The 13,318-nt window shown below is 66.8% G+C and carries 9 protein-coding genes; all 9 read right to left on the reverse strand.

What is annotated here, in order from left to right; translation table 11 throughout:
- Positions 1 to 44 precede the first annotated feature (44 nt).
- Complete coding sequence (locus MG068_RS06280) at positions 45 to 914, reverse strand: hypothetical protein (protein WP_132809694.1); 870 nt, start codon at positions 912 to 914, stop codon at positions 45 to 47.
- A 64-nt stretch (positions 915 to 978) separates the two neighbouring features.
- Positions 979 to 4,572, reverse strand: coding sequence for a DNA polymerase III subunit alpha (gene dnaE / locus MG068_RS06285; RefSeq protein WP_132809696.1), 3,594 nt, complete (start codon positions 4,570 to 4,572; stop codon positions 979 to 981).
- A gap of 218 nt (positions 4,573 to 4,790) precedes the next feature.
- Positions 4,791 to 5,459: a ribonuclease HII gene (rnhB, locus tag MG068_RS06290; RefSeq protein WP_049461544.1), complete on the reverse strand. Its 669-nt coding sequence runs from the start codon at positions 5,457 to 5,459 to the stop codon at positions 4,791 to 4,793.
- Positions 5,456 to 6,658, reverse strand: a complete 1,203-nt coding sequence (lpxB, locus tag MG068_RS06295; protein ID WP_132811118.1) for a lipid-A-disaccharide synthase — start codon at positions 6,656 to 6,658, stop codon at positions 5,456 to 5,458. The genes rnhB and lpxB overlap by 4 nt, the downstream gene beginning before the upstream one ends.
- Before the next feature lie 53 nt (positions 6,659 to 6,711).
- Complete coding sequence (lpxA, locus tag MG068_RS06300; RefSeq protein ID WP_032128327.1) at positions 6,712 to 7,503, reverse strand: acyl-ACP--UDP-N-acetylglucosamine O-acyltransferase; 792 nt, start codon at positions 7,501 to 7,503, stop codon at positions 6,712 to 6,714.
- 16 nt (positions 7,504 to 7,519) lie between these two features.
- Complete coding sequence (gene fabZ / locus MG068_RS06305; protein ID WP_005408737.1) at positions 7,520 to 7,978, reverse strand: 3-hydroxyacyl-ACP dehydratase FabZ; 459 nt, start codon at positions 7,976 to 7,978, stop codon at positions 7,520 to 7,522.
- Positions 7,975 to 8,997, reverse strand: coding sequence for a UDP-3-O-(3-hydroxymyristoyl)glucosamine N-acyltransferase (lpxD, locus tag MG068_RS06310; protein WP_010486339.1), 1,023 nt, complete (start codon positions 8,995 to 8,997; stop codon positions 7,975 to 7,977). The genes fabZ and lpxD overlap by 4 nt, the downstream gene beginning before the upstream one ends.
- Positions 8,998 to 9,505: 508 nt before the next feature.
- On the reverse strand, positions 9,506 to 11,869 hold the full coding sequence (gene bamA / locus MG068_RS06315) for an outer membrane protein assembly factor BamA (RefSeq protein WP_049463624.1): 2,364 nt from the start codon (positions 11,867 to 11,869) through the stop codon (positions 9,506 to 9,508).
- A 74-nt stretch (positions 11,870 to 11,943) separates the two neighbouring features.
- Complete coding sequence (gene rseP / locus MG068_RS06320) at positions 11,944 to 13,302, reverse strand: RIP metalloprotease RseP (RefSeq protein ID WP_132809698.1); 1,359 nt, start codon at positions 13,300 to 13,302, stop codon at positions 11,944 to 11,946.
- Positions 13,303 to 13,318: the final 16 nt, after the last annotated feature.

Below are 13,318 nucleotides of genomic sequence, written 5' to 3' on the forward strand. Positions count from 1 at the left end.
TGGAAGGCGACGGTAGCGCAGCCGGGCAGGGGGCGCCAGTCAGCTCAGGGCACCACCAGGGCGCTGCGGCCCATCAGCTGGCTGCGCTGGGAAACGAAGTCGTTGTAGGCCTCGTTGGCCTCCCGGCCCAGCCCGCTGCCCAGGGTGGCGGTGGCCGAGGTGAAGGCCATCTGCGCGGCGAAGTCCTGCTTGCGCAGGGCCTTCTGTTCATCGGCGGTGGTGGCCTTCAGCCAGCGCGCATAGACCTCACGCAGCGGCGCGGCATGCGCCTCGAAGGCCGGCACCAGCGCCGGCAGGCTGGCCGGGGCCGGTTCCAGGCTGAATGCCGGTGCCACGTAGCCGGCCGGCTGCTCGCGCTTGAACGCACCGGGCTCTCCCATGCCTTCTTCCACGTAAGCGATGAAGTCCGGCGCGGTGAACACCTTGGCCACGATCTGGCCACCGCTGGTGTCGACGTGGGCCACCACCTTTTCCTTCGGGAAGGGCTCGCGCACGCCGTAGGTCCAGGTCTTGTCGATGAACAGTTCGTGGCTCTTTTCGAACGGGCCTTCGAAGTCGACGCCGCCCAGCTCGATGCCGGCCTTGCCGGTGCCGAAGTTCTTCAGCTTGCTCTCGTCGGTGACATAGATCTCGCGGGCGACCACGTACTCGCTCAGGGTCGGGTTGATCAGGCCACCACGACCGTCGACGTAGACGATGAAGCGCACATCACCGAGCTTGTCGGTATGCAGGCGATGCTCGCCGACGGCCAGCGAAATCGGGCGCGAGCCCTGTGCGGCCACCGGCAGGTCCTTGCCATCGATGCTCAGTGCCAGCGGCGTGTCGGTCGGGTTGTCGATCTGGAACTCGACCTTCGAGGGCGAACAGGCGGCCAGGGCCAGCGCGGCGGCGAACGGGAACAGCAGGGTCTTCATCGGCAATCGTCCTTGATACATGGAACGGGAAAGCAGGGGGTTCAGCAAAACCAGGGAGCCAGCTTCAGCTGGCCCACGGCGGGCTGTAGCGCACCTTCAGGGTGCGCACGGCCGGGTCGGCGCGCAGCGCCTCCATCAGCTTGGAATCGATGCGTACCGCGCTCTGCCCGGACACATCGAGCATGCCGGCGACGCCGCCGTGCGGCCCCTTCAGCAGCAGGTCCAGGCGCAGCGGCGTGCGGCCGGGGCGATGGCGGTCGAGCAGGGCGTCGATGCGCTCCCAGACCGGGCGCTGCTGGCGCAGGTCCAGGCGCAGCGAGAGCCGGGTGGCGTAGTTGGCGCAGACTTCGTCGAAGTCCCAGCACTGGCGGATGCGCAGCGCGAAGCCGCCGTTGAACTCGTCCTCGCGCAGGCCACCTTTGACCACCAGGATGCGGTCCTTGGTCATCAGGTGGCCGAACTCGGCCATCGCGTCGGAGAATGCGCTGCACTCGACGCGGCCGCGGCCATCCTCGAGCTGGATGAAGATCTGGCTCTCGCCCTTGCGGCGCACGCCGACCACCTGGCCGGCCAGCACGGTCTGTACTTCCGGGCGCCAGCGCTTCTCGCCGCCGCCGCCGCCGCCGCCACTGTTGGCGCTCCAGATCTTCTCCACCGAGCCCAGGTCGTTGCCGACCAGGTCGCGCACATCGTCGCGCCAGGGATCGAACGGGTGGCCGCTGAGGTAGAAGCCCAGCGTGTCGCGCTCGCCGTTCAGGCGCTGCAGCAGCGGCCATTCCTCGGCTTCAGGCAGATCCAGCTGGATCGTGGTCGCGCTCGGGTCGGGGCCGCCGAACAGCGAGTTCTGCCCGGACGCACGTTCGCGCGCCATCTGGTCGGTGGCCTTGATCACTTCCGGCAGCTGCAGCATCAGCGAGGCGCGGTTATGCCCGAGCTCATCCAGTGCGCCGCAGTTGATCATCGCTTCCAGCGTGCGCCGGTTGAGCTTGGCCGATCCGACGCGGGTGCAGAAGTCGAGCAGGTCCTTGTAGTCGCCACCCTTCAGGCGCTCGTCCACCACCGCTTCGCAGGCACCCTGGCCGACGCCCTTGATCGCGCCCAGACCGTACTGGATGGTGTCCGGGGTGACGGCTTCGAACATGAAGGCGGAGTGGTTCACCTTCGGCGGCAGCACGGTCAGGCCGAGGTTGCGCACTTCGTCCAGGAAGCCGACCACCTTCTCGGTGTTGTCCAGGTCCGAGGACAGCGTGGCCGCCATGAACTCGGCCGGGTAGTGGCGCTTCAGCCACGCGGTCTGGTAGCTGACCAGTGCATAGGCAGCGGCGTGCGACTTGTTGAAGCCGTAACCGGCGAACTTCTCCATCAGGTCGAAGATCGCATCGGCCTTGGCTTCGTCCACACCGTCCTTGGCCGCACCTTCGCGGAAGATCTCGCGGTGCTTGGCCATTTCGGCCGGCACCTTCTTGCCCATCGCGCGGCGCAGCAGGTCGGCGCCGCCCAGCGAGTAGCCGCCGACGATCTGCGCCATCTGCATCACCTGCTCCTGGTACACCATGATGCCGTAGGTGTCCTTCAGGATCGCTTCGGTGCGCGGATCGGGATAGATGATTTCTTCCTGGCCGTGCTTACGCGCGTTGAACGAAGGAATCAGGTCCATCGGGCCGGGGCGGTACAGCGACACCAGCGCGATCAGGTCTTCGAAACGGTCGGGGCGCGCGTCCTTCAGCAGGCGGCGCATGCCCGAGGATTCGAACTGGAACACCGCGCCGGTATTGCCGTTGGCAAAGATGTCCTTGTAGGTGGGCGTGTCGTCCAGCGGGATCGCGGCGATGTCCACCGGCGGAATGCCGGCGCGCTCATGGCGCTTGTTGATCGCCTTCACCGCCCAGTCGATGATGGTCAGCGTGCGCAGGCCGAGGAAGTCGAACTTCACCAGGCCCACTTCTTCCACGTCGTTCTTGTCGAACTGGGTGACCGGGTTCTTGCCGAGGCCGTTCTCGTCGTGTTCGGCGTACAGCGGGCAGAACTCGCTCAGCGGCTCCGGCCCGATCACCACGCCACCGGCATGCTTGCCGGCGTTGCGGGTCAGGTCTTCCAGCTGCAGCGCCAGATCGATCAGGTCGCGGACATCGTCCTCGGTCTCGTAGCGCTGGATCAGTTCGGCCGACGCCATTTCCGAGCTCGGGCCTTCCTTGCCCTTGCCCAGCGCATCCTTCAGGTGGATGCCGAGGATGTTCGGGATCAGCTTGGAGACACCGTCGACCAGGCCGTACGGGAAACCGAGCACGCGGCCGGAGTCGCGCACCACCGCCTTGGCGGCCATGGTGCCGTAGGTGATGATCTGGCTGACGCGCTCGCGCCCGTACTTGCGTGCGACGTAGTCGATCACCTCGTCGCGGCGATCCATGCAGAAGTCGATGTCGAAGTCGGGCATCGACACGCGTTCCGGATTGAGGAATCGCTCGAACAGCAGGTTGTACGGCAGCGGGTCCAGATCGGTGATCTTCAGCGCCCACGCCACCAGCGAACCGGCACCCGAACCACGGCCCGGGCCGATCGGAATGCCCTGGTTCTTGCCCCACTGGATGAAGTCGGCCACGATCAGGAAGTAGCCCGGGAAGCCCATCTTGATGATGGTGTTGAGCTCGAACTCCAGGCGCTCGAAATACTCTTCGCGGGTCTTGCCCGGCGCCAGTGGATTCTTCTCCAGGCGCTCTTCCAGGCCATCGCGCGACATCTTCTGGATCCAGGTGTCCAGGGTCTCGTCGTCCGGCACCGGGTAGTTGGGCAGGAAGTAGGTGCCCAGCCGCATCTCGATGTTGCAGCGCTCGGCCAGCGCCAGCGTGTTGTCGATCGCATCGGGGATGTCGGCGAACAGCGCGCACATCTCCTCGGCCGACTTCAGGTACTGCTGGTCGCTGTATTCGCGCGGGCGCTTGGGGTCGTCCAGCACGCGGCCGGTGGAAATGCACACGCGCGCTTCGTGCGCGCTGAAATCCGTCGGCGACAGGAAGCGCACGTCGTTGCTGGCCACCACCGGCAGGCCACGCTGGCCGGCGGCCATCAGCGCGAACTGGTTGAAGGTTTCTTCGCCCTCGCGGCCGGTGCGGGTCAGCTCCAGGTGCAGACCGTCGCCGAACACGCGTTGCCAGTCGGCCAGCTGCTGCTCGGCCAGTTCATGCTTGCCGTCCAACGCCAGGCGCCCGGCCAGGCTCTGCCGGCCAGCGAGTGCGAACAGGTTGGCGTTGCCGGCCTTCAGCCAGTCCGGGTGGATTGCCACGCCGCCTTCCGGGCGATGGCCTTCCATCCAGGCGCGGGTCAGCAGCCGCGACAGGCTCAGGTAGCCCTCACGGTCGCGGCACAGCAGGGTCATCCGCCACGGGTCCTGGCCTTCCTCGGCGATCAGTACATCGGCGCCGGCGATCGGCTTGATGCCCACGCCTTCGGCGGCCTTGTAGAACTTGACCAGGGCGAACAGGTTGTTGAGGTCGGTCACCGCCAGCGCGGGCAGGCCGAGCTCGACCGAGCGCGACAGCAGGTTGGCCTGCTTGGCCTTCTTCGGGTCCGCCTGGTCGGGCTTGGCCGGCACGCGGATGGTCGAGTCCGCCAGCGAGAACTCGGTGTGGACGTGGAGATGTACGAAGCGGGAGTTGGACATGCCGGACCAGGTTGGAGCGCGCGGGCCCCGGGTGCTGACGGAAGATCGTCGCCGGGGTCGGGATGCGCTGGAGTGCCCGGTCAGGGTAGCGAGGGCAGGGGGAAGCGACAAGGACTTGACGGTGCGCCGATTGCGCGAATGTCGCCGGGCATGGCCCGGCGCCAGCGGAGGCGTTCACATTGCCGTGAAAGCGCCGGACGATACCCGGCAGCCGTTGTTCAAGCGATGGCTGTGATCGCGGGGGCTGGCGCTGTTTCCAGGCACTCGCGCACCGGGGCGAAGCTGCGCCGGTGCTCCACGCAGGGGCCGTGCTCGCGCAGGGCGGCCAGGTGGGCCGGGGTGCCGTAGCCCTTGTGCTGCTCGAAGCCGTACTGCGGATGGCGGGCATGCACCTCCTGCATGTAGCGGTCGCGCGAGACCTTGGCCAGGATCGAGGCGGCCATGATCGCGCGGTCGATGCCATCGCCGCCGACCAGCGCCTGCGCCGGCAGTACCAGCCCCTTGGGCACCACGTTGCCATCGATGCGCGCGAAGCCGGCCACGTGGGCGACCGCTGCGACCACGTCGCGCATGCCCTGCAGGGTGGCCTGGTAGATGTTCAGACGGTCGATGGTGTCCACGTCCACCAGCACCACATGCCAGGCCAGGGCGCGCTCGATGATGCGGTCATGCAGCTGCTCGCGGCGCGCCGCGGTCAGCTGCTTGGAATCGTCCAGGCCGTTGATGCGCGGCCGTGCCGGGTCGAACACCACGGCCGCCACCGCGACCGGCCCGGCCAGCGGGCCACGACCGGCTTCGTCGACGCCGGCGACCAGGCGCTCCGGCTCGACCACCGCCGCGCCATCGAACAGGGTCAGGCTGGCCGCTGCGGCATGGCGGCGGCTCATGCCTGGGCCTGGTCGCGCATCAGCAGCTCGCCGACGGCGTCGGCGGCACGTGCCGACGCATTGCGGCGCAGGCGCTCATGCAGGCGGGCATAGGTGTCCTGCAGGTCGGTCACCCGCTGCGGGTGGTCGAACCATTGCTGGATGGCCGCAGCCAGCTTGTCCGGCGTGCAGTCATGCTGCATCAGCTCCGGTGCCAGGTCCTGGCCGGCCAGGATGTTGGGCAGGGCGAAGCGGTCGACCTTGATCAGGCCGAATGCCTTGACCAGACGGTAGGTCAGCTCGTTGACACGGTAGCCGACCACCATCGGCCGCTTCACCAGCATCGCCTCCAGGGTCGCGGTACCGGACGCCAGCACCACCACGTCGGCCGCGATCATGGCGTTGCGCGCCTGGCCGTCGAGCACATGCGAGTACGCGACCGGCAGCGCTGAGCGCGACAGCTGCTCTTCGATCAGCCGCTTGCATGCGGGGTTGGCGGCAGGCACCACCACGTGCAGGCCGGGGATGCGCTCGGAGACCTGCCAGGCGGCTTCGAAGAAGGGTTCACCGAGGCGCGAGATTTCGCCCAGGCGGCTGCCTGGCAACACCGCCAGCACCTTGGCCGACGTCGGCAGGCCAAGCGCGGCGCGCGCTTCCTCGCGGTTGCCCTGCAGGGGGATGTCATCGGCCATCGGATGGCCAACGAAACGCGCGTCGATGCCGTGCTTGGCATAGATGGGCGGTTCCATCGGGAACAGGCACAGCACCAGGTCAGCGCTGCTGCCGATCTTCTCGGCGCGCTTCTCGCGCCAGGCCCAGACCGAGGGGCTCACGTAATGCACGGTGCGCACGCCGCGCTGCTTCAGCCAGCGTTCGATGCCCAGGTTGAAGTCGGGCGCGTCGATGCCGATGAACGCGTCCGGTTGCCATTCCAGCGCACGCTGGCGGAACGCGGAACGCAGCTTGAGCAGGCGTGGCAGGTGGCGCAGTACTTCGGTCAGGCCCATCACCGCCAGCTCGCTGGCATCGTGCCAGGTCAGGCAGCCGGCGCTGCGCATGGCATCGCCACCGATGCCGGCGAATTCGGCATTCGGAAAGCGTGCCTTCAGCTCGCGCACCAGGCCCGCACCCAGCAGATCACCGGAGGCCTCACCGGCCACCAGTGCGATCCGCAATGGGCGCTCGCTGAGCACCCGCTGCGCGGGGACGCTGCCGGCCATCGAGGCCAGCGGAATCACGGCGGCGCCGGCCGGCGCCTGGCCGGTCGTGCTGCTCATCGCAGCAAGGGCCTCTCGGCGTGCTCGATGAAGTCCAGCATGGCCTTCACGTCATCGCTGTCGCGCGCCTGTTCGGTCAGCTGCACCTTGGCTTCGGCCAGTGGCAGGCCCGCCACGTACAGCGTGCGGTAGGCACGCTTGATGGCGGAAATGCGCTCGGCGTCGAAGCCGCGGCGCTTCAGGCCTTCGCTGTTGATACCGCGCGGGCGGCCCAACGAATCGGTGCCGACCATGGTGAACGGCGGAACATCGCCATTGGTCAGCGCGCCCATGCCGAGGAAGGCATGCGCGCCGATCCGGCAGAACTGGTGGGCCCCGGCGAAGCCGCTGATGATCACGTAGTCACCCACGGTCACGTGGCCGGCCAGGGTGGTGTTGTTGGAGAACACGCAGAAGTTGCCGACATGGCAGTCATGCGCCACGTGCGTGTAGGCCAGCATCCAGTTGTCGTCGCCGATGGTGGTGATGCCGCCGCCGCCGCCGGTGCCACGGTTCAGCGTGACGAACTCGCGGAACACATTGCGGTCGCCGATCACCAGCTCGGTGCGCTCCCCTGCATACTTCTTGTCCTGCGGTTCGCCACCGACGGCTGCGTGGCCGATGAAGCGGTTGTCGCGGCCGATCTTCGTCGGGCCGTGGATGCTGCAGTGGGGGCCGATCACCGTGCCGGCACCGATTTCCACATCGGCCCCGATCAGGGTGAACGCGCCCACCTGGACGTCATCGGCCAGGCGCGCGGCCGGGTCGATGACGGCGGTCGGGTGGATCCGCGGTGCGTTGTCAGTCATTCCTGCCTCCAGTGGATCAGCCCTTGGCGCCGGCGCACATGACTTCGGCCGAGGCAACGACTTCACCGTTGACCTTGGCTTCGCCGTAGTACCAGCCCATGTTGCGGATCAGGCGCTTCATCTGCACATCCAGCATCAGCACGTCGCCGGGAACGACCTGCTTGTTGAAGCGGGCATTTTCCACCTTGACCATGTAGAACAGCTTGGACTGCGCATCGCGGCCGAGCGTCAGCTGGGTCATCACGCCACCGGCCTGCGCCAGCGCTTCGATGATCAGCACGCCGGGCATGATCGGGCGGCCCGGGAAGTGGCCCTGGAAGAACGGCTCGTTGATGCTGACGTTCTTCTGCGCAAGGATGCGCTTGGCGTCGATGTCGAGCTCAAGCACCCGGTCCACCAGCAGGAACGGGTAGCGGTGCGGGAGCAGTTCCTGGATCTGGCAGACGTCGATCGGAAGCTGCAGCGTGTCGTTCATTCTTTCTCCTTGCCAGCAGCCAGGACGCGGCGAGCCAATGCGTCCAGCTGCTTGAAGCGCGCGGCGTTCTTGCGCCACGTGCGGTTGTCGGTCAACGGGGTGCCGGACGAGTACTCGCCCGGCTCATGGATGGAATTGCGAACCACCGACTTGCCGGTGATCACGACCTTGTCGCAGATCTCGAGGTGGCCGACCACGCCAACGTGGCCGCCGAGCAGGCAGTAGCGGCCGATCTTGGCGCTGCCGGCGATGCCGGTGCAGCCGGCGATGGCCGAGTGCGCACCGATCTGCACGTTGTGCGCGATCTGCACCAGGTTGTCCAGGCGCACGTCTTCGTCCAGCACGGTGTCTTCCAGCGCACCACGGTCGACGCAGGTGTTGGCGCCGATCTCGCAGTCATCGCCGATGCGCACGCCGCCGAGCTGCGGCACCTTGATCCACTTGCCGGCGTCCATGGCCAGGCCGAAGCCATCGGCGCCGAGCACGGCACCGGGATGCACACGAACCCGCTTGCCGAGCTTGACCCGGGTGACCAGGGTGACCCGCGCGATCAGCTCGCAGCCGTTGTCCAGGCTGCAGTCTTCGCCGATCACGCTGCCGGTGCCGATGATGCAGTTTTCGCCGACCACGCTGCGTGCGCCGACGGAGACGAACGGGCCGATATGCGCGCTGGCGGCGACCTGCGCGCTGGGATCGATGACGGCGCTGGGGTGGATACCGGGCGGGCGCGTCGGCGCGATGTCGAACAGCGCGGCGATCTTGGCGAAGGTGGTGTACGGGTCCTTGGCCACGAGCGCGGCGCCGGGGGCGGCCTCGGCGTCGTCGGCACGCAGGACTACCAGCGAGGCCTGGCTGTCGGCCAGTTGGGCGCGGTAGCGCGGGTTGGCGAGGAAGGTCAGCTGGCCAGGACCGGCATGGGCGAGGGTGGCCACGCCATGGATGGCGGTGGCGGGGTCGCCGTGGACCTGCAGGCCGAACTGCTCGGCGAGTTGCTGGGCGGTGTAGGTGGGAGTATTCACGGCGGGAGTTTAACGTGTGACGGCATTGCGGTCATGCGGGGCGGTCATGCAGCCAACGGCAGGGCCCCTCGCGGCCGGCAGAGCCAGTGTCATGGGCTGGGTCGGACGGGGCGGGGCTGCGGGGGGCGGCGCAAGTACGTCCATGTAGCCTTGGTCGCCGCATCCATGCGGCTCACACCCCCGCAGCCCCACCCCGTCCGACCTCCGAGGGCGTGGCGCGAGTGCCAGCCACGGAAAAACAGAAAAGATCAAAAGCAGAGCGGGCGCTTCCGGCATCCAGGCCAAACGAAAACGCCGGGCAGAGCCCGGCGCTTCGCATCCCGTCTGGTGGAGAGCCCCCCTTCGTTAAGGGGGGCGCGCCGCTGGGAATCGCAGGAGCGATTCCCAACGTTGCCATGCAACGGCCCGAAGGGCGCATGCCATGGATGGCATGCGTAACGGCGCGGGGGATAGGTGAAATGCGCGGGCAATTCACCGGAGGTGGATCAGTTCTGAGGAACGACGTTCCTCAGAACTGGCCACCGAACGTGAATTGCAGACGTTCGATCTTGTCATCGTCTTCCTTCTTCAGCGGGAAGGCGTAGCTGATCGAGATCGGGCCGACCGGGGCGCGCCACAGCAGGGCCACACCGGTGGACACGCGCAGTTCGTTGGCCTTGAAGTTCTTGGTGCCGTTGTAGACGTTACCGAAGTCGACGAAGGCGGACACGCGTGCCGACGGGCTGTCGAACAGGCGCGGGAAGTAGGCTTCGACCGAACCGACGGTCTTCAGCGAACCACCCAGCGGCTGGCCTTCCGGGTAACCGTTGGTGACTTCGCGCGGGCCGAGGGTGTTGTCTTCGAAGCCGCGCACCGAGTTGGTACCGCCGGCGTAGAAGTTCTCGAAGAACGGCAGGCCGCTGGCGGTCACCGTACGGGTGGTGCCGTCCGGGTTGGTCAGCGTGCGGGTGTAGTCGTTGCCATAGGCATCGCCGTAGCCCACTTCGGCACGGGTGTTGATCACCAGCGACGGCATGATCGGCCAGTACTTGCTGATCTGGTAGTTCAGCTTGTAGTACTCGATGGTCGAACCCGGCAGCGTGGTTTCCAGGCCGATGCGCTGGTAGGTACCGCGGGTCGGCATGAAGTAGTCGTTGCGCGAGTCACGCGCCCAGCCCAGCTCGGTGCGCCAGGCATGGAACGTGCGCCTACCGACGGCGTTGATGTAGTCGATGATCGACTGCGGGGTCGAACCCTGGTAGGTGGTGATCTGGTTGCTGTCGATGCCGAACATCAGCGAGACGGTATCGGTCTCGGTGATCGGCACGCCGAACACCACCTGCGCCGAACCATTGGTGCTGTTGTACTGCGCGGTGTTGAAGTCGGAGTAGTCCAGTTCGCGCCAGGACAGGTTGTAGCCCAGCGACACGCCGTCATCGGTGAAGTACGGGTTGGTGTAGCTGAAGCCGTAGCGCTGCAGGTAGCTGCTGCGCGAGGCTTCGACCGACACGCGGTTGCCGCCGCCGAGGAAGTTGTTCTGCGACAGCTGCACCGAGGTGGTCATGCCGTAGGACTGCGAGTAGCCCAGGCCGAACACGAAGCTGCCGGACGTGGTTTCCTTGACGTTGTAGACGACGTCGACCTGGTCGTTGCTGCCGCTCACGGCCGGGGTTTCAACGTCCACCGACTCGAAGTAGCCCAGGCGCTGCAGGCGGATCTTGGAGCGGTCGATCGCGGCCTGCGAGTACCAGCTGTTCTCGAACTGGCGCATTTCGCGACGCATCACTTCGTCGGACGTACGCGTGTTGCCACGGAACAGGATGCGACGCACCGACACGCGCGGGCCGGGCACGACCTGCATGTTGATCGCCACGGTCTGCTCGGGGCGGTTGGTGGTCGGGATCGGGTTCACCTTGGCGAACGCGTAGCCGATGTTGGACAGCGAGTTGGTGATGGTGTCCGAGCTGAATTCCAGCAGCGCACGCGAGAACGTGTCGCCGGACTTCTGGATCACCATGCGCTCGACGTCCTCCTGCGGAAGGATCGTGTCGCCGCTGACCTTGATCTCGGAGATCTTGTACTGCGCACCTTCGGTCACGCCGGCGGTGAGGAACATGTCGCGCTTGTCGGGGCTGATCGACACCTGGGTCGAATCAATGCTGAAGTCGACATAGCCGCGGTCGAGGTACCAGGAATTGAGCTTTTCCAGGTCGCCGGACAGCTTTTCCTTGGAGTACTGGTCGTCACGGCGGTACCACGACGCCCAGTTGTGCTCCTTGGACTCCCAGGTCTCCAGGATGTCCTTGCTCTCGAACTTCTCGGTGCCGACCAGGTTGACGTGACGGATCTTGGCCGCCTTGCCTTCCTTGATGGCGATCGCGATGTCCACGCGGTTGCGGTCCAGCGGGCTCACCGTCGGGGTGATCTCGACGTTGTACTTGCCGCGGTCGTTGTACTGGCGGCGCAGTTCCTGGGTCACGCGGTCCAGGCTCAGGCGATCGAAGGTGCCGCCCTCGGTCAGGCCGATGTCGGACAGGCCCTTGAGCAGCTGCTCGGACTTGATGTCCTTGTTGCCGGTCACGGTCAGCTTGTTGATCGCCGGGCGTTCCTTGACGGTCACCACCAGGATGCTGCCCTGGCGGTCCAGCTGCACGTCTTCGAAGAAGCCGGTCTTGTACAGGGCGCGGATGGTCTCGCCGACCTTGTTGTCGGTGACCGTCTCGCCACGCTCCACCGGCAGGTAGGTGAATACCGTGCCCGAGCTGATGCGCTGCAGGCCATCCACGCGGATGTCGCTGACAGTGAAGGGCTCGGCTGCCTGGGCCAGGGCGGGAGCGCCGGTGACGGCGGCGAGGGCGAGGGCCAGCAGGCGGCGATTGGGGAGTCGCGTCATGTCACGTCCGGTAGGAAGGTCGATTTCATTGGTGCGGGATGCCGACGCTGTAGACGGCAACAACGTGGAAAAGTTCATCGCGGGACCAGGCCGAGGATGTCGTTGTAGAACGCCAACCCCATCAGCCCGGCCAGCAACGCCAGGCCGATGTACTGGCCGGCGGCGATGGCACGCTCGCTCAGCGGGCTGCCCTTGACCAACTCGATAAGGTAATACAGCAGGTGGCCGCCGTCCAAGATCGGGATCGGCAACAGGTTGATGATGCACAGGCTGAGTGACAGCAGGGCAAGGAACTGCAGGAACCAGTCCAGGCCGCGTTTGGCCGAGATGTTGGCTACCCGGGCGATGGTGACGGGCCCGGAAACGTTCTGCAGCGAGGCTTTGCCGGTGACGATGCGGCCCATCATTCCCAGCGAATCGGCCGCCAGGCGGCCGGTTTCGCGCACGGCCACGGTGACCGCGTCGAGCGGGCCATAGCGCAGCAGGGTGTCGTAGGGAGGGCTGAACGAGGTCGGGAACTGCACGCCGATCTGCCAGATCGGCTCGCCCTTTGAATCCTTGCCCTGGCGCGGGGTGACTTCCAGCGCCAGGCGCTCGCCGCCCCGCAGGACCTCGATCATGCCCGGGCCGCCGGCGCGGCCCAGCGTCTGGATCTCGCCGATGACCTGGTCGGCGCCGTCGATGCGCTGGCCGTCGATCGCTACGATCAGATCGCCCGGCTGCAGCTGCCCGGCCACCACGGAGTCCGCGGTGAGCGACTCGACCAGCGCCGGTTGCAGCCACGACTGCCAGTACAGGCCAGCCAGGATCGGCACGCGCCGTTCATCGAAGCCGGGGGGCAGCTGCGACAGCGGCAGGCTGCGCACGCGCACCTGGTCGGCCGGGTCCAGCACTTCCAGCTTCACGTCGCGGCGGTCCATCGCGGCGGCGGTCAGCGCCATGCTGGCCTCGCCGAGGGTGACCACCGGGCGCTCGTCCACGCGCAGCACGCGGTCGCCGCTGGTCAGGCCGGCGCTGGCGGCGATGCCGCTGACACGGCCGATGGTCGGCGAATAATCCTGCTTGCCGATCACGAACATCGCCCACAGCAGCAGGATGCACAGCAGCAGGTTGGCGATCGGTCCGGCGGCGACGATGGCGATGCGCTGCCAGACGGTCTTGTGGTTGAAGGCCTGGCCGCGCTCGTGCGGGTGCACTTCGACCTCGCGCTCGTCCAGGAACTTCACATAACCGCCCAGCGGGATGGCGGCGATGGCGAACTCGGTGCCGTTCCTGTCCCGGCGCGACCACAGCGGCCGGCCGAAGCCGACCGAGAAGCGCAGGATCTTGACCCCGCACAGGCGCCCGACCCAGTAATGCCCGAACTCGTGGAACGTGACCAGCAGCCCGAGGCTGACAATCATCCACCAGACCGATCCGATGAAGTCAGTCATGCAGGCTCACAGTGGC

It is taken from the genome of Stenotrophomonas sp. ASS1 (assembly GCF_004346925.1).
Lineage (GTDB): Bacteria > Pseudomonadota > Gammaproteobacteria > Xanthomonadales > Xanthomonadaceae > Stenotrophomonas > Stenotrophomonas maltophilia_A.